We start from the raw sequence: 19,345 nt of genomic DNA, 5'->3' as shown, positions 1-19,345 counted from the left end.
TTGGACGGGTCTGGTGATTCGGGTGACGATCGACGGAGGACTGACGTGGCGACGCTGCTGTACCGGCTGGGCCGGTTCTCGTTCCGGCGCCGACGGCTCACGCTCGCGGCGTGGGTCATCGCGCTGGCGCTGCTGGGCCTCGGTGCGAGTCGACTGTCCGAGCCGACCACCGACGCCTTCTCCATTCCGGGGACCGAGTCGTCGCAGGCGCTGGGGGTCATCGCCGACAAGTTCGGCCGCGCGACGGACGTGGCCTCGGCGCGGGTGGTGTTCACCGTCCCGGGCGACGCGACGTTGACCGGCGCCGCCCAGAAGGCCGCGATCGGGCAGACGGTCGCGGCGCTGACCGGTGTGCCGCAGGTTACCGGCGTGACCGACCCGTTCGTGGCGGGTACGGTCTCGCCTGATCAACGAACCGCGTACGCCACAGTCGACTACTCCGTCCCCGTTACCGACATCAGCGTCGCCGACCGCGAGAAGCTGCTCTCCGCCGGTGCCGCCGCGAAGGCCGCCGGCATCGGGGTGGAGTTCTCCGGCGACGTCACCAAGACCCCCGCGCAGGGCCATGCGGCCGAGGCGCTCGGCATCATCATCGCCGCGCTCGTCCTGCTGATCACGTTCGGTTCCCTGGTCGCCGCGGGGCTGCCGCTGCTCACCGCGGTGGTCGGGGTGGGCGCGGGCATGCTCGGCATCCAGATCGCCACCGGTTTCTTCGACCTCTCCTCCTCGACCCCCGCGCTGGCCACCATGCTCGGCCTCGCGGTCGGAATCGACTACGCGCTGTTCGTGGTCTCCCGCTACCGCCAGGAGCTGGCGGCGGGGCGTGCCGGGGAGGAGGCCGCCGCGCGGGCGACAAGCACCGCGGGCTCCGCGGTCGTCTTCGCCGGCCTCACCGTGATCATCGCCCTCGTCGCGCTGTCGGTCACCGGCATCCCGTTCCTCACCGCGGTCGGCGTCGCGGCGGCCGGAACCGTTGCCGTCGCGGTGCTGATCACGCTCAGCTTCGTGCCCGCGATTCTCGGCTTCGCCAACCGCAGGATCCTCCCGAAGCGGCAGCGCGGTCCCGAGCCGCAGGTGGGCAGGAGCGACAAGCGGCCCTTCGGTGAGCGGTGGGCGCGCGGCGTGTTGCGGCACCGGGTGCTGGCGCTGCTGATTCCGCTCGGGCTGATCGCCCTGGTCGCGCTGCCCACACTGGATCTGCGGCTGGCCCTGCCCGACGACGGCACCGCGGCCCGGGAGTCCACCCAGCGCAAGGCGTACGACCAGCTCGCCGAGGGGTTCGGCGCGGGCTTCAACGGCCCGCTCCTGGTGGTCGTCGAGGCGGGCCCGGGCGCTGCTGGGGCCGCCGCCGAGCGGGTACGCACGACGATCGGGGCACTCGACGACGTCGTCATGGTCACCGACGCCGCGCTCAACCGGGCGGGTGACACCGCTCTGCTGACCGTCATCCCCGCCAGCGCGCCCGCCAGCGAGGGCACCAAGGACCTGGTCCACGAGATCCGCGAACGCACGGTGGCCGACGCGACGGTGTCGGTCACCGGGGCCACCGCCGTCGACATCGACGTCTCGGACCGGCTCACCGGGGCCCTGGTGCCCTATCTGGCGATCGTCGTCGGGCTCGCGTTCGTCCTGCTGATGCTGATCTTCCGCAGCATTCTGGTGCCGATCAAGGCCACCATCGGATTCCTGCTCAGCGTGGCCGCGGCCTTCGGCGCGCTGGTCTTCGTCTTCCAGCAGGGTCACCTCGCCGACCTGATCGGCCTGCCGTCCAGCGGCCCGATCGTCAGCGTCATCCCGATCTTCCTCATCGGAATCCTCTTCGGGCTGGCCATGGACTACGAAGTCTTCCTTGTCACCCGCACCCGCGAGGAGTACGTGCACGGCACCGCCCCGAACGACGCGGTCGTCACAAGTATGCGCCAGGGGGCCCGGGTGGTCACCGCTGCGGCGTTGATCATGATGAGTGTCTTCGCCGGGTTCATCCTGGCCGAGGATGCTGTGATCAAGATGCTTGGCTACGGCCTGGCCTTCGGTGTCGCGGTTGACGCCTTCCTCGTTCGGATGACCATCGTTCCCGCCACGCTGTCGTTGCTCGGTCGTTCGGCCTGGTGGCTGCCGAGCTGGCTCGACAGGGTCCTGCCCAACGTCGACGTCGAGGGAGAGCGGCTCACCAAGCGGCTCGCCGACGCCGAGGAGGACCCGGGGGAGTGGCAACCGGCGACCGCCGCCGGGTGAAGACGCCGTGCTGCGGACGGACCCCCCGCCCGTCCGCAGCACGGTCTCCCCAGCACCGCCGGTCAGGCGGGCTGCCCCGCGTCACCGCCGGCTATCCGGCGCATCGGCCGAGGCTCACCGCCGCGCCGCCGCCACTCCCGGGGATAGCCGAGCGAGACCTCCTCGAACCGGACCCCGTCGTACGTCGTCGTACGGGGAATGTGCAGGTGGCCGTAGACCGCGACGGAGGCGCCGAACCGCGTGTGCCAGTCCGCGGAGAGGTCGGTGCCGCACCACTGGGCGAACTCCGGGTACCACAGCACGTCGGTCGGCTGGCGTACCAGCGGCCAGTGACTCACCAGCACGGTGGGCACGTCCGGGTCGATCGCGGCGAGTCGGCGTTCGGTGGCGGCGACCCGCGCCCAGCACCAGGCTTCCCGGCTCGGGTACGGGTCCGGGTGGAGCAGCATCTCGTCGGTGCACACCACGCCGGTTTCGTGGGCCTTGCGCAGGGACTCCTCCCTGGTGGTGGTGCCAGGCGCACGGAACGAGTAGTCGTAGAGCAGGAACAGCGGCACGACGAGCAGCGGGCCGCCCGGGCCGTCCCACAGCCGGTACGGATCCTCCGGAGTGACGATGTCGTTGTCCCGGCACATCCGGACCAGGGCCTCGTAGCGGGCCTCGCCCCGCAACTGCACCGGATCCGACGGATGGGTCCACAGCTCGTGGTTGCCGGGAACCCAGATCACTGTGGAGAACCGGTCGCGCAGGGTCCGGAGGGTCTGTTCGACGTCGTGGAAGATCTCCCCGACGTCGCCGGCGACGATGAGCCAGTCGTCGTCGGAGCCCGGCCGGAGGCGATCGACGACGGGCCGATTGTCCTCGAACGACACGTGCAGGTCACTGACCGCCAGAAGGGATGCCCCCATGGGGTCAATCTTGCCAGTGTCGATGCCGCCCCTCGACCCCCTGCGCCACGAGATCCTCGTAGCCCACGAAGCAGCGGCCAGCACCTGGTTCCCGGCTGGTGGACCCCCTATTCGTGGGCACCCGGCGGCACCATCCGGCAGTCGCAAAGACTGGGGTAGGCAGGCGTACCCAGTGCTGTGCATCGTGGGCGGGGACGGCCGACACGAGGGGCGAGATGGCGAATCCGCGCTACGAGGGCACGACAGCGTCGACCGACGATCCCGAACCCGGAACCGGGTTCCCGGCCGCCACCGAGGGCCAGTGGCGTCGCCTGGCTCTCGCCGCGCTCCGCAGGTCGGGGGACGCCACGGAGAGCACACGCATCGAGCAGGTCGACGAGCTGCTGGCCGCGACCACCTACGACGGCCTGCGGGTCGCCGCCCTGCACACACCGGGCGATCCGGCGCCCCCGCCGACCGGCCTGCCCGGCCAGCCACCGTACGTCCGGGGCGCCCGCGCGTCGGGTGGCCTGGTCGCCGGGTGGGACGTGCGGCAGCGCCACGTCGTCAACGACCCGGTGGCAGCGCGGACTGCCATCCTCGACGATCTGGAGAACGGCGCCGGGTCGATCTGGCTCGCTGTCGGCGCTCCCGCCCTGCCGATCGACGCCCTGCCGGAGGCCCTCGACGGCGTCCGGTTGGACTGGGCCGGCGTGGTCCTCGACCCGGGGGAGCACGTCGTCGCCGCCGCCGACGCCTGGCTGGACCTGCTCGCCAGGCAGGCCGGCGGCCCGGTCCGGCCGGACGGCAATCTCGGCGCCGACCCCCTGGGCCTGCGCGCCCGTACCGGCGCGGCCGACGCGCTGGCGGGAGCCCTGCGCGACGCCGCGGCTGTGGCAACCAGGTGTGCGGCGGAGGCGCCGGGCCTTCGGGCGATCACGGTGGACGCGACCGTCTACCACGAGGCCGGCGGCTCCGCCGCGCAGGAGTTGGGCTGCGCGGCCGCCGCCGGGGTCGCCTACCTGCGGGCGCTCACCGACGCGGGCCTGTCCGTCACGGCGGCGCTCGGGCAGTTGGAGTTCCGCTACGCGGCTACGGCGGACCAGTTCGGCACGATCGCGAAACTGCGTGCCGCACGGCGGATCTGGGCCAGGGTCGCCGACATGTGCGGCGCGGCCCACCGCGGCGGGCAACGTCAGCACGCCGTGACATCGGCGGCCATGATGACCGCCCGGGACCCGTGGATGAATCTGCTGCGCACCACCGTCGCGGCCTTCGCCGCGGGAATCGGCGGAGCCGACGCGCTGACGATCCTCCCCTTCGACCACAGTCTCGGCCAGCCCGACGCCTTCTCCCGTCGCATGGCGCGCAACACCCAGGCGCTGCTCCTCGACGAGGCCCACCTCGCGCGCGTGCTTGACCCGGCGGGTGGCTCCTGGTACGTCGAGCGGTACACCGAGGACCTGGCGCAGGCCGCCTGGGACTGGTTCACCGCCATCGAGACGAACGGGGGCCTAGCGGCCGCTCTGGACAGCGGCCTCGTCGCCGAGCGGATCGACCAGACCTGGCAGTTCCGGGCGGCCAACATCGCGTGCCGCCACGATCCCATCACCGGGGTGAGCGAGTTTCCGGCTCCCGCCGAGCCGTTCGTACCGCGTCGGCCCGCCCCCGCGTCCGCGCGTGGTGGCCTGCCGGTGCGCCGCTTCGCGGAGGCGTTCGAGCGCCTGCGGGATCGCAGCGACGCGCACCGGGCGGCCACCGGTAGCCCGCCGACAGTCTTTCTGGCCGCTCTCGGCGCACCGGCCGCCCACGGGCCGCGGTTGAGCTTCGCCACCAACCTGTTCGCTGCCGGCGGCGTCGCCGTCAGCACCGGCGCCGGCGTGGACCCGGCTGCGCTGGCCGACGCCTTCGTCGCCAGCGGATCGCCTGTCGCCTGCGTGTGCGGCACCGACAAGGCGTACGCCGAACACGCCGGACCGGTGGCCGAGGCGCTGCGGCGCGCGGGGGCGCGACGCGTGTGGCTCGCCGGCCGTGACCACCAACCCGGCGTCGACGGCTACGTCCATCAGGGCTGCGACGCGGTCGCGGCGCTCACCACCACGCTTGACGACCTGGGGGTTGCGCAGTGATTCCGGACTTCTCGACGGCGCAGCTGACCTCGCCGCCGCCGCGCCCGGACGCCGACGACGCCTGGCGTGCGGCAGTCGTGGCCGAGACCGGTACGAGCATCGAGGACCTCAGCTGGCGTACGCCCGAGGGCATCGTCGTTCCCCCGGTGCTCACCGCTGCCGAAGCGGACGGCGGCTACCCCGGTATCGCCCCCTTCGTGCGCGGCCCCTACCCGACCATGTACGTCAACCAGCCGTGGACCATCCGGCAGTACGCGGGATTCTCCACGGCGCAGGAGTCCAACGCCTTCTACCGCCGCAACCTCGCGGCCGGGCAGAAGGGTCTGTCGGTGGCCTTCGACCTGCCCACCCACCGGGGATACGACTCCGACCACCCGAGGGTCACCGGTGACGTCGGGATGGCAGGTGTGGCCATCGACTCGGTGTACGACATGTGCGAGCTGTTCGAGGGCATCCCGCTGGACCGGATGAGCGTGTCGATGACCATGAACGGCGCGGTGCTGCCGGTGCTGGCGTTCTACATCGTCGCCGCCGAGCGGCAGGGCGTCGCGCCGGAGCAGCTGTCCGGCACCATCCAGAACGACATCCTCAAAGAATTCATGGTGCGCAACACCTACATCTACCCGCCCGCGCCCTCCATGCGGATCATCTCGGACATCTTCGCGTACACGTCCCGGCGGATGCCGCGCTTCAACTCCATCTCCATCTCCGGCTACCACATCCAGGAGGCCGGGGCGACCGCCGACCTGGAACTCGCGTACACCCTCGCCGACGGCGTGGAGTATCTGCGCGCGGGCCGTGACGTCGGTCTGGACATCGACACGTTCGCGCCCCGCCTCTCGTTCTTCTGGGGCATCGGCATGAACTTCTTCATGGAGGTGGCGAAACTACGTGCCGGCCGGTTGCTCTGGGCCGAGCTGGTACGTGAGTTCGGGCCGAAGGATCCCCGCTCGCTCAGTCTGCGCGCGCACAGCCAGACCTCCGGATGGTCCCTGACCGCGCAGGACGTGTTCAACAACGTCATGCGGACCTGCGTCGAGGCGATGGCCGCCACGCAGGGGCACACCCAGTCGCTGCACACGAACGCACTCGACGAGGCGCTGGCGCTGCCCACCGACTTCTCCGCCCGCATCGCGCGCAACACCCAGTTGCTTCTCCAACAGGAGTCCGGCACCACCCGCGCCATCGATCCGTGGGGCGGCAGCGCCTATGTCGAGCGGCTCACCCGTGATCTGGCCGCCCGCGCCCGGGACCACATCACCGAGGTCGAGGCCGTGGGCGGCATGGCCCGGGCGATCGACGAGGGCATCCCGAAGTTGCGGGTGGAGGAGGCGGCGGCCCGTACCCAGGCGCGCATCGACTCCGGGCGGCAGCCGGTCATCGGCGTGAACAAGTACCGCACTGACACCGATCGGCCCGTGGACGTGCTCAAGGTGGACAACGCCGCGGTGCGGTCGAACCAGATGGCGAAGCTGCGCCGGTTGCGCGCGGAGCGCGACGACGCCGCGTGCCGCGCCGCGCTGCACGCCCTGACGCGCGCTGCCGAGGCGCAGCGCGTGGGCGACCGAGGGCCGGGCCTGGAGCAGAATCTGCTCGCCCTGTCCGTCGCGGCGGCCCGGGCCCACGCCACGGTCGGTGAGATCTCCGACGCCCTGGAGCAGGTGTACGGCCGACACGTCGCACGCGTCCGCACGATCTCCGGTGTCTACCGGGAGGAGGCCGGCCGCGGAGGGAGCATCGAACGCGTCCGGGCAGCCGTGGAGGCGTTCGCCGAGGCCGAGGGGCGCCGGCCCCGGATCCTGGTGGCCAAGATGGGCCAGGACGGCCACGACCGGGGCCAGAAGGTGGTCGCCACCGGGTTCGCGGACCTGGGCTTCGACGTCGACGTGGGGCCGCTGTTCGCCACGCCGGCCGAGGTGGCCCGGCAGGCCGTCGAAGCAGACGTGCACATCGTCGGCGTCAGCTCCCTCGCCGCCGGCCACTTAGCCCTCATCCCCGCACTGCGTGACGAACTCGCCGCGCACGGCCGCGAAGACCTCATGATCATCGTGGGGGGCGTCATTCCGCCGCAGGACTACGAGGAGCTTCGTGCCGCCGGCGCGGCCGCCATCTTCGCGCCGGGCACCGTCCTGGCCGACGCGGCTCTCGACCTGCTCGCGGGTCTCGCCGGCCGGCGTGGCCATCCGGTGCCGGCGTAGTGACGGCGGCCGTCGACGTCGAGGCGATGGTGGCCGGGGTACGGGCCGGCTCGCCGGTCTGGGTGGCCCGCGCGGTCACGCTCGTCGAGTCCACCCGGGCCGACCACAGGCGCGCGGCGCAGCGACTCCTGGCGGCGCTGACGCCGTACACCGGTCGATCGCACCGGATCGGTGTCACAGGGGTGCCGGGCGCCGGCAAGTCCACGTTCATCGACAGGCTGGGCAGTGACCTGGTGGTGGCGGGCCACCGGGTCGCAGTTCTCGCGGTGGACCCGTCGTCCTCCCGCGGCGGGGGCAGCATCCTCGGCGACCGGACGCGCATGACGCGTCTGCTGTCCCACCCCGGCGCCTACGTTCGGCCGTCGCCCTCGGCCGGCACCCTCGGCGGGGTGGCGAAGGCGACCCGGGAAGCGATAGTGGTGGTGGAGGCCGCCGGTTACGACATCGTCGTGGTCGAGACGGTCGGCGTGGGGCAGAGCGAGACCGCTGTCGGCGACATGGTCGACACGTTCCTGCTGCTGGCCCTGGCCCGCACGGGCGACCAACTGCAGGGAATCAAGAGGGGCATCCTCGAGATGGCCGACGTCATCGCGATCAACAAGGCCGACGGCCCGCACGCCGCCGAGGCGCGGCGGGCCGCTCGCGAACTGGCGGGGGCCCTGCGGATGCTTGGCGGCGGCGGTGGGCCACTCTGGACGACACCGGTGATCACCTGCAGTGCCCTGGACGGGACCGGCGTCGGGGAGGTCTGGTCGCGTCTGCGCGCCCACCGTGAGGCGCTGGAGTCCGGTACGGATCTCGCGGAGCGGCGCCGCAGGCAGCAGGTCGGGTGGATGTGGGCGATGGCCCAGGACACCGTGCTGAGCCGCTGGCGTGCGCACCCGCGGGTGCGTGCCGTCGCAGGCGGCCTCGAACAGGCGGTCCGGGACGGTTCGCTCACTCCGGCGCAGGCGGCCGATCGCCTGCTCGCCTGCTACGACGGTCAGGGTCACCGCACCGGCTGACCGGCGCGGGACGGACGTCGCTCAGTCGGAGGGCCCGTCGGCCGGTGCGTCCTGCGTCAACTCCGCGCGCAGCGCGTCGAACGCCTCGTTGATGAGGTGGCGCAGGTCGTCCGCGCCGTTGCTCTCCGCCCAGTATCGGATGGCCTCAGTGGTGGCCGCCAGCGCTGCCGCGACCAGAACCCGCAGGTGCAGCTTGCCTCGGGATCCCGTGGCGGACGGTGCCAGCGCCTCGATGAGCAGTTGCTGGTCGGCGTCGCGCCGCTGCCCGGTGCCGGCCCGCAGCGCGGGCGTCTGGTAGACCAGTTGCATCCGGGACAGCAGCACGTCGCGTTCGCTGTCGTACAGCTGGTTGAGCCCGTGGGTGAGAGCGTGCCGAATCTTGTCGATGGCGGGCTCGTCGGCCGGACGCTTGGCGATCAGGTCGGCGATCATCGGGTCGTAGTCGTCCTCGAGTGCCGCGTCCTCCTTCGTGGGGAAGTAGCGGAAGAACGTCATGTGTGAGACGCCGGTGGCGGCGGCGATCTCCTCGACCGTGGTGGCGTCGAAACCCTTCTCCAGAAACAGCCGCATGGCATTCTTCTGAAGCTGCCGGCGAGTGCGCTCTCTTTTCTCACGGCGCCAGTCGGATCCTGCGGCGCGGGAGACATCGGTACTGCTCACAGGGTGCTCATTCTGCGGATTCATCTGGATACTGTGGCAGCCTAGCCTTTGCTCTGCGCGGTGGTGCTCACCGGGGATTCGTCGTCCTCGTGCGGCGTCAACGATGCGAACGATTCGCGTTTCGGCAGGAAGGCCAGGCAGAGCGCGGCACCGACCACGGCGAGGCCGAAGCAGCACCACATGACCATCGACATTCCGTCGACGTACGCCAGTTGGGCGGCGCGCAACAGCGCGGAACCGGGCGGTCCGAGCTTCTCCGCGACGGCGGCCGCGCCGAACACCGACTCCTTCGCCGCATCGGCCGCGGCGGACGGGAGACCGCCGAGCGCCGGATCGAGATCCTTCTGGTAGACGCCCGACAGCACGCTGCCCATGGCGGCCACCGCCACGGCGCTACCGACCTGGCGCAGCGTGTTGACCACCGCCGAGCCGCTGCCCGCGGCGTCGTCACCGACCGAGCCGACCGCCGCCTCCAGCGAGGTGGCCATCACGGCGCCGACGCCGAACCCGCAGCCGGCCAGGCCGATCGCCAGCCACTCGTACCCGCTGGTGTCGTCGACCCGGGTGAGCAGGAGCAGCCCGGCACCCATCACCACCAGGCCGGTGATCACGATGACCTTCCCGCCGAACCTGCGGTCCAGGCTTGTGGCCAGGGCGCCGGACACCAGGAGGCCGGCCATCATCGGGATGATCCGCAGGCCGGTGCCGAGCGAGTCGAAGCCCCGCACCGCCTGCAGGTAGAGCGGGACCACGAAGATCACACCGGCGAGCGCGAAGGCGACGATCATGATGGCGACGGTGTTCCAGGTGAACTGCGGCTTGCGGAACAGCCGGAGGTCCATCAGCGGGTGGGCGACGCGCCGTTCCCAGGCCACGAACAGCGCGATCGCGATCACCGCGCCGACCAGCAGGGCGATGGTCAGGCCGTCCGACCAGCCCGACTCGGGGCCGCGGATGACGCCGTAGACCAGGGCGACGGTCGAGAGGACGGCCAGGACGCTGCCCACGACGTCCAGTGGGCGCTGCGTCTCGCTGCGCGACTCGTCGATCAGCAGCAGGCCGGCCACGAACGCGATCGCGAGGATCGGAACGTTGATCCAGAAGACCGAACTCCACGAGTAGCGTTCGAGCAGGGCACCGCCGACGATCGGCCCGAATGGCATCCCGGCGCCGACCGCTGCCGTGAACACGGCCATGGCCCGGGTGCGCTCACGGCCGGAGAAGGTCGTGATGACGAGCGCCGGGGTCAGCGGCAGGATGATCGCGGATCCGACACCCATCACGGCGCGGGCCGCGATCAACTGGCCCGCCGTCTCCGACAGCGCGGCGGCGAACGAGGCGACGAAGAAGAGGCCGAGCCCCGCCAGCATGACCTTCTTGCGGCCGATGCGGTCGGCTATCGCACCGGAGGGCAGCATCGCGCCGGCGATCGCCAGCGAGTAGGCGTCGACGATCCACTGGAGTTCGGAGGTGCCGGCGCCCAGGGAGCTCGAGATGCTGGGGAGGGCCACGTTCAGGACCGTGAAGTCGAGACTCAGCACCAGTACGGCGAGGCAGACGGCAATAAGCATCAACCAGCGGCGATCAACGCGCGTGCTCATCGTGTGCGGTCCCTTCGAGTTAGCGACTAACATGTTATAGGCTAACCCAGCGACGGGGCCGAAACAAGCAGGCGCTCGACGGCCTAAGCAGCGCTTTAGGCAGGTTGCCCACGATGAACGGACCACAGTCGTCTCCCGAGGAGTCCGACCATGTCCGAGCCTGCTGACGAGCCCGGCGCGAGCTTTCCGATGCCCCGGACGTGCCCGTTCGGAATGCCGCCCGAATACCAGAAGATGCGGGGCGAGGGCGGCGTCACCCGTGTGCGGATGCCCGACGGCTCCGCGGTCTGGGCGGTGTCCCGCTACGACCTGGCGCGCGAACTACTGATGAACGAGCACCTGTCGGTCTTCCGTGGCCACGTCGCCTTTCCGGACGTGACCGGACGCGGCGGCGCACGAGGGTCGATTCAACCCAAAGGCATGCTCACCTGGATGGACCCCCCGGAACACAGCGTCTACCGACGGATGCTGATGAACGAGTTCACCTACCGGCGGATGGGCCATCTTCGCGAGCCGATCGAACGCTTCATCGACACCCGCATCGACGAGGTGCTGGCCGGCCCTCGGCCGGTCGACCTGGTCACGGCGCTGGCGCTGCCCGTGACGCGACAGGTGATCTGTGAGCTGCTCGGCATCCCCGAGGAGCAGAACGACGCCTTCAACGTCCACCTCGACCGTCTGCTCGGCACCCGCACCTCGAACGAGGACCGCGCCGCCTCCTGGGGCGCGGTGCGGTCACTGGTCGGTGACCTGATCGCCGAGCGCGAGGCGCGCCCCGCCGACGACCTGATCAGTCGCCTCGTCGTCAAGTACAAGGAAGCGGTGGGTGCGGAGGTCGACTACGAGGTGCTGATCGGGCTGATCATGGCCCTGCGTACCGCCGGGCACGAGTCCACCGCAGCGATGATCTCCACCGGTATCGCGGTCCTGCTCGACAATCCGGGACAGTTCGACCAGATCAAGGCGGACCGGACGCTGATCCCGGCCGCGGTCGAGGAACTGCTGCGATTCCTCAGCGTCGCCGACCGGGCCACGGCGCGGGTCACCACGGCCGACATCGAGCTGGCCGGAACGACAATCCCCGCCGGCGAGGGCGTGCTCGTGCTCAACGCGTCCGCGAACCACGACGAGGCGGTCTTCGACGACCCTGCCTCGTTCCGGCTGCGCCCGGACTCCGCCCGGCACCTCGCCTTCGGCTACGGCATCCACCAGTGCATCGGGCAGAACCTCGCGCGACTGGAGATCGAGGCGGTGATCGAAAGGCTCGTCGCCCGTGTGCCCGGGTTGCGGCTCGCGGTGGGCGTCAACGAACTCACGTTCGCGCAGGACGCCCTGTTCTACTCGGTGACCGAACTGCCGGTCACGTGGTAGGCGCCGTGCTGCCCGCCGATGCCGACGTCGTCATCGTGGGCGCCGGGCCCTGCGGGCTGTTCCTCGCCTGCGAACTGCGGCTGGCCGGTATCCGCCCGGTGGTCCTGGAGAGGATGACGGAGGCGGGTGGGCCGCCGAAGGCCAGCGGAATCAACGGGCGGATCATCGACGTACTGGAATTCCGCGGGTTGCTCGACCGCTTCACGGCCGAGGCGTCAGTGGCGGGACGGCTGCCGATCTTCGAGTTCAGCGGCATGGTGCTCGACCTGCGCAAGCTCGGCACCATTCCGCTGCGGCGGATGTCGATCCCGCAGTGGAAGATCGAACGCCTGCTCAACGGCCGGGCCGAGGAACTCGACGTGGACCTGCGCCGGGGCCACGAGGTCCTCGCGGTCGACCAGGACGAGGACGCGGTGCACGTGCACGTCCGTGGCCCGGCCGGCGAGCAGCGGATCACCACGCGGTACCTGGTGGGCTGCGACGGCGGCCGTAGCCGGGTACGCAAGTGGGCCGACATCGACTTCCCGGGCCACACCGACGAACACATCCTGACGTACCTGGGCGACGCCGTCGTGCCCGACGAACTGGTGATCCCCGAGACCGGGGAACTGGACCTGCCCGGCGTCGGCCGGGTCCGGCTCGGCCTCACCCGTACCGACCGGGGCATGTTCGCGCAGGTCCGCCGCGACGGCGTGCACCGCCTGGCGGTGACCGAGTGGGACGCCGACGTGAAAGGCACCGACGGCCCGGCGACGCTCGAGGAACTGGGCCAGGCGATCGAACGGGTGCTCGGCACCCGGATCCCCCTGAGTTCGCCGCGCTGGGTCACCCGGGTGCTCGACAACACGCGGTTGGCCGACGACTACCGCCGGGGTCGGATCCTGCTGGTCGGAGACGCCGCACACGTCCACTCGTCCACCGGTGGGCCAGGGCTCAACCTCGGCCTGCAGGACGCGGTGAACCTCGGCTGGAAACTGGCCGCCGTCCTGCACGGCTGGTCCACGCCCCGCCTGCTGGACACCTACCAGGGTGAGCGCCGGCCGGTCGCCGAACGCGTGCTGATGCACACCCAGGCGCAGACCGGTCTGCTCGCGCCGGGGCCGCACATCACCCAGCTCCGCAAGGTCTTCCTGGAACTGCTGGAGGACCCGGCCACCCTGCTGACCTTCGTCAACCTGTTCGGCGGCATGGACGTCCGGTACGACTTCCCCCGCAGCTCCGACAGCCACCCGCTCGTCGGGGGTTGGTTCCCCGACTTCGAGGTGGTCACGGCAACCGGAAGGCGGGCCGTCCACGACCTGATGCACAGCGGTGCCCCGCTGCTGCTCGACCTGGGCGAGGACGGTGCCGCGGCCACCGAGGCGGCCCCCTGGAAGGGCCGTGTCGAGATCGTGACCGCTCGTGCGGCGGAGCCCGAGCCACCGGCCACCGCCCTGCTGATCCGGCCGGACGGGTACGTCGCCTGGGCCGCCGACGCGGCACCGCACGGCGACGGGCTCGGGGCAGCGCTGACCGCCTGGTTCGGCGCCGAACCGCGTTGACCGCGCGAGCCGCGCCCGCGCGAGGACACCGGGCCCTCCCCAGGCCCGCATTCGCAGGCATCGCGACACCACCGAAGGAGACAATGGTGCAGTTCTGGCTGGGCACTACGTTCATCGACGCCGCCGAGTCCGTGACCGTCGCCCGGATGGCCGACGACCTCAACTACCACACCCTGGCGCTGTCGGATCACCTCGCCTACACCGAGTACGGGTCACGCTATCCGTACACGGACGACGGGGTGGCGCCGTGGAAGGCCGAGACGCACTGGCCCGACGCCTGGGTCATGATCGGGGCGATGGCAGCGGTGACCCGTCGGCTGCGCTTCGCCACGAAGGTCTACGTCGCGCCCGCCCGCGACCTGTTCACCGTCGCCAAGGCGGTCTCCACGGCCGCCTTCATCTCGGACAACCGGGTCTCGTTCGGCGTGGCGGCGGGTTGGTGCCGCGACGAGTTCGCGCTCACCGGCCAGCCGTTCGAGAATCGTGGCCGCCGTCTCGACGAGATGATTCCCGTGCTACGGGCGCTCTGGGAGGGCAAACCGGGGTACGCCCACAGCGGCGAGCACTACGACTTCCCGCCGCTGAACATCGCGCCGGTGCCGACCGAACCGATTCCCGTCTACATCGGCGGGGAGAGTGAAGCCGCGCTGCGGCGCGTCGCCGCGGTGGGTGACGGCTGGATCGGCGCCCGCGCGTACCGGCCCGAGCAGCTCGACGAGGTTCTCGGCCGGCTGTCGCGTCACCTGGCCGAGCGCGGCCGGACACTGTCCGACATCACGGTGATGGCGGCGGTCGCCGCGTATCCGTCGGTGGATCTGTACCGCCGCCTCGAGGACAAGGGCGTCGACGCCACCCAGGCCACGCCGTGGGCCATGCCCAACGACAGCGAGCGCAACCTCACCGGCCTGGCGCTCAAGCAGGCGACGATGGAGCGGTTCGCCGCCGAGGTCATCGAACGGATGTGACCCTCGCGGCCCGGGTCCGGCGCCCCGTGCGGCGCGCCGGACCGCCTGCCCGGTCAGGTCCGCAGCGCCGCGTTCAGTACCCAGGTCAGATCGCTGCGCCGACTCACCCGCAGCTTGCGGTAGACCCGCGTCAGATGCTGCTCCACCGTGCTGGGCGTGACGTACAGGCTGTCGGCGATCTGCCGGTTCTTCAGCCCGCTCGCCGCCAGGGTCCAGACGCGTCGCTCGGCCTCGCTCAGGTCGGCCAGCCGCGCCAGCACCTCCTCGGGACGTTCACCCGTGCGTTCCTCGTCCCTGTCGTCGTTGTCGAGGAGCACCGCGGGTTCCCTGTCCTCGCTTGCCGCCGTGGCGGCGGGAGCCGGCTCGAAAGCCGCCGCGGGCCCGGCGGTCAGTGCCCCGGGCGGCGCACCGCACTCCTGCGCCAGCAGGCGTGCCCGGTGGGCGTGTGCGCCGGCCTGATCGCCGTGGCCCGCCACCCGGAACGCCTCACTCATCCGAACGAGCGTCCGCGCCAGCTCCCACTGGTCGCCGGCCTGTTCGAGCGCCTCGGCGGACTGGCGCAGCAGCTCCAGCCGTGCGTCCGGCGGGCTGGCCATGGCGAGCGTCTGCAGACAGATGCCGCGTGTACGGAGGTGCTCCGGTCCGAGAAGGGCGAGCTGCTCCTTGGCCAGCCGTCTGGCGTCGGCGAGTGCGCCGGTGCACAGGTGCGTCCGCGCCGCCTCGACGCGCCAGGCCGTCAACGCGGGGTAGTCCATGCCCCAGGCGACGAGCAGCTCACCGCAGGTACGGAAGTCGCTCAGCGCGGCGGCGAACTGACCGACCGATCGCCGGTAGACGCCCCGGGCGATGAGATGGACGATGCCGAACGGGCCGTGATGGGTCGCCTCGGGAACGCCGAGGTTGATCTGCTGGAGCGCGGTCTCGTAGTCGCCGAGCGCCACCGCCGTGTGCACGAGTACCGAGCGCGGCACGGCCACCGCCACGCCCCAGCCGGTCGCCGTGACGTCCTGCAACGCCTGCTCGGCCAGCCGCGCCGCGCCGGCCAGGTCGCCACAGCGCAACTGCGCCTCGGCGCGCAACGCGGTGAGGACGCCGGTCCAGGTCACGGCGCCCTGCTGCCGGGACTGCGCGATCAGGAACGCCAACCGGGTGTCGGCCGTCCGGCAGCGGTCACCCAGGATGAGAGCCGAGATGGCGGCGCCGATGGCGTTCCAGGTGCGGCCGTTCAGCGGCGCGGCGGCCAGGACCTCCTCGGCGAGGTCGAGCGCCTCGGCGCGGCCGGTGGTCAACACGTTGCCGAAAGCCTGGCCGGCTTCGAGTTCAAGGTTCGCCGTCGCGCCGTGCGGGTCGGGCTGACGCAGACCCATGGCCTCGACCGCCGGGGCCAGGGCCGGATAGAAGGCCGACATGCGCCGCGCGGTGGCGCCGAGTTGGGCTTGCATGTCCTCGTCCGGGCGCACGGCGCTGCGGTTGAGCTCAGCGAGGGCCTGTAGGGCCTCGTCGATCAGGCCGAACCACAGCATCCAGTCGACGGGCAGCAGGGCCTGGCGTCCGGTGAGGAAGCCCCGGCGGCCAGCCTCGAGCAACTCGCTCAGATGTCGACTCGCTGCCGTCGGGTCGACGCGCCACTGCGCCTCCGCGAGAAGCGCGAGCGTACCGGCTCGGCCGTGCGGCTCGCTCGCCAGTTGAAGGGCGCGGTTCAGGAAGGACACGCCGAGAGCCAGGTCGCCCTGGGCCAGTTCGTGTTCGGCTGCCTCGCGCAGCACCGTGGTGGCCCACACCGCGTGCGACCCCTCGGCCGCCATGAGGAACCGGGCCACAGTCGTGGCCGGGGCGCCGCCGTAGTGCAGCAACTCGGCCGCCTGGGCGTACTTGTGCTTCCGCTCCTCGTGCCCGATGCTGTCGCGCACGGCGGCCTCGGCCTCCGGGTGGCGGAAACGGCCGTCGCGCAGCAGGCCGTTCTGCTCCAGAGCGGCCGCCGGCGCGCAGAGCATCTCCGCTCCCGAGCCGATGAGCGCGGCCACCAGATCGCGAGCGGCCGTGCTGCCCAGGATCGCGATGCTGCGGGCCAACTCAAGCATTGAGTACTCGCACCGATAGAGGCACTGCAGGAAAGCCTGGCGGAAGTGCGGCCCGACGTGTAGCTCCCCCTCGGGGAAGTTGGCCGACTGGTCCAGGGTGATCGCCTCCACCAGGGCCGGCAGACCGCCGGTGACCCACAGTGCCTGGTCGGCAAGCCCCGCGGCCGCACGACCACCGAGACGCCGGCCCAGCAGCTGTGCGACGCCGGACGCCGACAACAGGCCGATGTCGATCCGTTTGATGTAGGGGAGGGCCAGCACGTCCGCCAGGCCGGCGAAGACGAAGGGCTCGGGCTGGATCGCGGTGGTGAACACGATGACCACCGGAACGTTCTGACTCCGGCGGGCCAGGTAGGCCAGGCAGTCCAGGGAGATCGGGTCGCAGTGGTGGGCGTCGTCGACCATGATCACGAGCGGCTGCTTCTCGGCCAGGTCGATGACGGTCTGGCACACGTCATGCATGAGCTGCACCGGCGTGACTCCCACCCGCTCGGGTGGGACCGCCTCGCTGGCGAACGCGCCGAGCAGCCTGTCCCGCACGGTGAATGGCACCTTGGCCTGTGTGAACAGTTGCTCGATGACGCCGAGCGGCAGAGCGCGTTCCCGACGGGAGCTGACCGCGTACAACGGTAGTGTATTCGCCTCGGTCGCTGTCCGGATGAACCGGTGGAGCACGGCGGTCTTGCCACTGCCGACCGGCCCGATCAGTACGGCGCCGCCACCTCTGTCCTGCTGGATGTCCTCCAAAATCTGATGTAAGCCTTCGAGTTCGTCGCCCCGCTCAACCAACTCCATCGCTGATCTCTTCCCCGGATCCGCTCAGGCATGAAATTTTCGGAACTGCCGTCCAGCCGGCTGTGTACCGGTCTGTCGGGCCAGACGCCGACGCCGTGATCGCTAGCAGATCAGCCTGGTCAGGCTGCTACGCAGCTCGGCGAGGACGGCGTCCTGATGCGACATGATGAAGAAGTGCCCGCCCGGGAATGTCGTGACCGTGGTGTCCGCGGTCGTGTGCCCGCGCCAGGCGGCGGCCTCGTCGGCGGTGGTCTGTGGATCGTCGCGGCCGGTGAGAACGGTGATCGGGCAGCGCACCGAAGCGTCGCCCTGCGCGCGGTACCGTTCGATCGCCGTGTAGTCGCCGCGCACGGCCGGCATGATCATGCGGACGACCTCGGGATCAGCCAGCAACGTGGTGTCGGTGCCGCTGAGCCGACGCAGCTCGGTGATGATGCCGTCGTCGCTGCGCAGGTGGACTGTGGTGTGCCGGACCCGGGATGGCGCCCGACGTCCGGAGGCGTACAGCATCGCCGGACTCACGTCCAGGTGCTGCTCCAGCCGGCGCGCCACCTCGAAGGCGATCACGGCACCCATGCTGTGCCCGAAGAGCGCGAGCGGCCGGTCGGCAAATCGGCGCAGTGCCCGGAACGTTTCGTCGGCCAGGTCGGCGATGGTGTCGAGCGGCTGTTCGTGGCGCCGCTCCTGACGACCGGGATACTGCACGGCGACGACCTCCACCTGCTCGGGCAGCGCCGCCGACAGCGGATGGTAGAAGCTCGCCGAGCCGCCCGCGTGTGGGAAACAGACGAGCCGGAGTGTCGCGTCGTCGCGGGGGCGGAAGCGCTGCAACCAGGGGTCGGTCAGCGGGCCGGCGTTCGGCAGTCGGGTCATGCTGTCTCCCTGAGCGGATGCCGGTGGGCGAGGGGAGGTGGCTCGTCGCCTCGCAGGGCCGCCTGGTGCAGGTCGCGGAGGGCGGCGCACGGTTCCAGACCGAGTTCGTCGTGCAGGGTGCGGCGGGCGGTGCGGTAGACTTCGAGGGCTTCCGATCGGCGGTGTGCGCCGCACAGCGCGAGCATGAGCTGGCGGTAGAAGTCCTCCCGCAGCGGGTACTGCACGGTGAGGGACTGCAGGAGGCTGATGAGGTCACGGTGCCGTCCGATGGCGAGACCACAGTCGATCATCAGCTCGGTGCACTCGAGGCGCAGTTCGTCAAGCCAGGTGGTGAAGGCCCGAATCATCGGGCTCTCCTGCAGATCGGCGAGGACCGGCCCCCGGCACAGGTCGAGCATCTCCCGGAAGAGGTCGAAGGCCAGTTCGTGGTGACCGTCGCGGGCGAGCGCCCGGCCGCGCTCGACACCGTCGCGGAACGCGTGCAGATCCACGTCTCCGTACTCCACGTGGATCTGGTAGCCGGAGGAACTGGTCTGGATGAGGCCGCCGTGCTCGCCGCCGGGCAGCAGCTTGCGTAGCTGCGACACGTAGACGTGCAGGCTGGCGGTTGCCCGGCGGGGCGCCCGTGCGCCCCAGATCTCGTCGGTGAGCTGGTCGACCGTGACCGACTGGTCGGCACGTACGAGCAGCACGGCCAGCAGGGTGCGGATCTTGCGCGCGTTCAACGGCAGGTCGCCGGTGGCGCCGGTGATGCGAAGAGGCCCCAGTACTCCGAACTGGACCCAGTCAGCCCCCGTGGCTCTCGTGATGGGCACGGCGGGTTGCGCCATCCCCGAGACGTGACCTCGCATGTTGTGCCCTCCACGGTCTTTGTCGAGCGTGTCCACAGCGCGTCCTGTCGATGCGTGCGGGGTGGTGGCAACAGTTGGCGAGGGGCTCCCCGTTGAGCCTCCCGCGACTCCCGCCCGGCGGCGTCTCCGCTGGGCTTCCCGTAGTCACGTGGTC

The 19,345-nt window shown here is 71.0% G+C and carries 13 protein-coding genes; 7 read left to right on the top strand and 6 right to left on the bottom strand.

Translation table 11 applies throughout. The features are described from left to right. The first annotated feature begins 45 nt into the window (after positions 1-45). A complete protein-coding gene (locus tag OOJ91_RS07795) occupies positions 46-2,235 on the top strand; it encodes an MMPL family transporter (RefSeq protein ID WP_266243916.1) in 2,190 nt (729 codons plus the stop codon). Positions 2,236-2,297: 62 nt separating this feature from the next. Here OOJ91_RS07795 and OOJ91_RS07790 read toward each other — a convergent pair whose 3' ends face one another. Then, the gene (locus OOJ91_RS07790; RefSeq protein WP_266243915.1) at positions 2,298-3,143 is read right to left on the bottom strand and encodes a metallophosphoesterase family protein; all 846 of its coding nucleotides are present in this window, start codon (positions 3,141-3,143) and stop codon (positions 2,298-2,300) included. A gap of 215 nt (positions 3,144-3,358) precedes the next feature. On the opposite strand from OOJ91_RS07790, the gene OOJ91_RS07785 reads away from it, so the two are divergent. Genes OOJ91_RS07785 through meaB form a run of 3 tightly spaced genes read left to right on the top strand, consistent with a single transcriptional unit; the run spans position 3,359 to position 8,453 of the window. Continuing rightward, positions 3,359-5,251 (top strand): methylmalonyl-CoA mutase family protein, encoded by a 1,893-nt coding sequence (locus tag OOJ91_RS07785; RefSeq protein WP_266243914.1) that lies wholly within the window; start codon positions 3,359-3,361, stop codon positions 5,249-5,251. Further along, positions 5,248-7,449, top strand: coding sequence for a methylmalonyl-CoA mutase (gene scpA, locus OOJ91_RS07780; RefSeq protein WP_266243912.1), 2,202 nt, complete (start codon positions 5,248-5,250; stop codon positions 7,447-7,449). The genes OOJ91_RS07785 and scpA overlap by 4 nt, the downstream gene beginning before the upstream one ends. After that, positions 7,449-8,453: a methylmalonyl Co-A mutase-associated GTPase MeaB gene (gene meaB / locus OOJ91_RS07775; RefSeq protein WP_266243910.1), complete on the top strand. Its 1,005-nt coding sequence runs from the start codon at positions 7,449-7,451 to the stop codon at positions 8,451-8,453. Before scpA ends, meaB begins: the two co-directional genes overlap by 1 nt. A 21-nt stretch (positions 8,454-8,474) precedes the next feature. Here the strand turns inward: meaB and OOJ91_RS07770 are convergent, their stop codons facing one another. Continuing rightward, positions 8,475-9,023 (bottom strand): acyl-CoA-like ligand-binding transcription factor, encoded by a 549-nt coding sequence (locus OOJ91_RS07770; RefSeq protein ID WP_266243909.1) that lies wholly within the window; start codon positions 9,021-9,023, stop codon positions 8,475-8,477. Between the two features lie 131 nt (positions 9,024-9,154). Next, complete coding sequence (locus OOJ91_RS07765) at positions 9,155-10,714, bottom strand: MFS transporter (protein WP_266243908.1); 1,560 nt, start codon at positions 10,712-10,714, stop codon at positions 9,155-9,157. Positions 10,715-10,864: 150 nt separating this feature from the next. Between OOJ91_RS07765 and OOJ91_RS07760 the strand changes: the two genes are divergently transcribed. The 3 genes from OOJ91_RS07760 (at position 10,865) to OOJ91_RS07750 (ending at position 14,591) form a co-directional block, all read left to right on the top strand. Continuing rightward, positions 10,865-12,085, top strand: coding sequence for a cytochrome P450 (locus tag OOJ91_RS07760; RefSeq protein ID WP_266243907.1), 1,221 nt, complete (start codon positions 10,865-10,867; stop codon positions 12,083-12,085). 5 nt (positions 12,086-12,090) lie between these two features. Next, complete coding sequence (locus OOJ91_RS07755; protein ID WP_266243906.1) at positions 12,091-13,626, top strand: FAD-dependent monooxygenase; 1,536 nt, start codon at positions 12,091-12,093, stop codon at positions 13,624-13,626. An 83-nt stretch (positions 13,627-13,709) separates the two neighbouring features. Then, entirely contained in the window at positions 13,710-14,591 is an 882-nt protein-coding gene (locus OOJ91_RS07750; protein ID WP_266243905.1) for a TIGR03619 family F420-dependent LLM class oxidoreductase, read from the top strand. 53 nt (positions 14,592-14,644) lie between these two features. On the opposite strand, the gene OOJ91_RS07745 is transcribed toward OOJ91_RS07750, so the two are convergent. The 3 genes from OOJ91_RS07745 to OOJ91_RS07735 all read right to left on the bottom strand — a co-directional run bounded on the left by OOJ91_RS07745 (position 14,645) and on the right by OOJ91_RS07735 (position 19,170). Continuing rightward, positions 14,645-17,467: a helix-turn-helix transcriptional regulator gene (locus tag OOJ91_RS07745; protein WP_266243903.1), complete on the bottom strand. Its 2,823-nt coding sequence runs from the start codon at positions 17,465-17,467 to the stop codon at positions 14,645-14,647. A gap of 102 nt (positions 17,468-17,569) precedes the next feature. Continuing rightward, positions 17,570-18,340, bottom strand: a complete 771-nt coding sequence (locus OOJ91_RS07740) for a thioesterase II family protein (RefSeq protein ID WP_266243901.1) — start codon at positions 18,338-18,340, stop codon at positions 17,570-17,572. After that, complete coding sequence (locus tag OOJ91_RS07735; RefSeq protein ID WP_266243900.1) at positions 18,337-19,170, bottom strand: AfsR/SARP family transcriptional regulator; 834 nt, start codon at positions 19,168-19,170, stop codon at positions 18,337-18,339. Before OOJ91_RS07735 ends, OOJ91_RS07740 begins: the two co-directional genes overlap by 4 nt. Positions 19,171-19,345 lie beyond the last annotated feature (175 nt).

It is taken from the genome of Micromonospora lupini (assembly GCF_026342015.1).
Taxonomy (GTDB): domain Bacteria; phylum Actinomycetota; class Actinomycetes; order Mycobacteriales; family Micromonosporaceae; genus Micromonospora; species Micromonospora lupini_B.
The sequence above is the reverse complement of the archived record's forward strand: the minus strand, read 5'-3'. Positions and strand labels throughout refer to the sequence as shown.

What these genes read in the sequence shown, in the direction of transcription:
- OOJ91_RS07745 (WP_266243903.1), bottom strand. Translation starts at nt 17,467, where the DNA reads ATGGAGTTGGTTGAGCGGGGCGACGAACTCGAAGGCTTACATCAGATT.
- OOJ91_RS07770 (WP_266243909.1), bottom strand. Translation starts at nt 9,023, where the DNA reads ATGCGGCTGTTTCTGGAGAAGGGTTTCGACGCCACCACGGTCGAGGAG.
- OOJ91_RS07785 (WP_266243914.1), top strand. Translation starts at nt 3,359, where the DNA reads ATGGCGAATCCGCGCTACGAGGGCACGACAGCGTCGACCGACGATCCC.
- OOJ91_RS07735 (WP_266243900.1), bottom strand. Translation starts at nt 19,170, where the DNA reads ATGGCGCAACCCGCCGTGCCCATCACGAGAGCCACGGGGGCTGACTGG.
- OOJ91_RS07765 (WP_266243908.1), bottom strand. Translation starts at nt 10,714, where the DNA reads ATGAGCACGCGCGTTGATCGCCGCTGGTTGATGCTTATTGCCGTCTGC.
- OOJ91_RS07740 (WP_266243901.1), bottom strand. Translation starts at nt 18,340, where the DNA reads ATGACCCGACTGCCGAACGCCGGCCCGCTGACCGACCCCTGGTTGCAG.
- OOJ91_RS07790 (WP_266243915.1), bottom strand. Translation starts at nt 3,143, where the DNA reads ATGGGGGCATCCCTTCTGGCGGTCAGTGACCTGCACGTGTCGTTCGAG.
- OOJ91_RS07760 (WP_266243907.1), top strand. Translation starts at nt 10,865, where the DNA reads ATGTCCGAGCCTGCTGACGAGCCCGGCGCGAGCTTTCCGATGCCCCGG.
- OOJ91_RS07750 (WP_266243905.1), top strand. Translation starts at nt 13,710, where the DNA reads ATGGTGCAGTTCTGGCTGGGCACTACGTTCATCGACGCCGCCGAGTCC.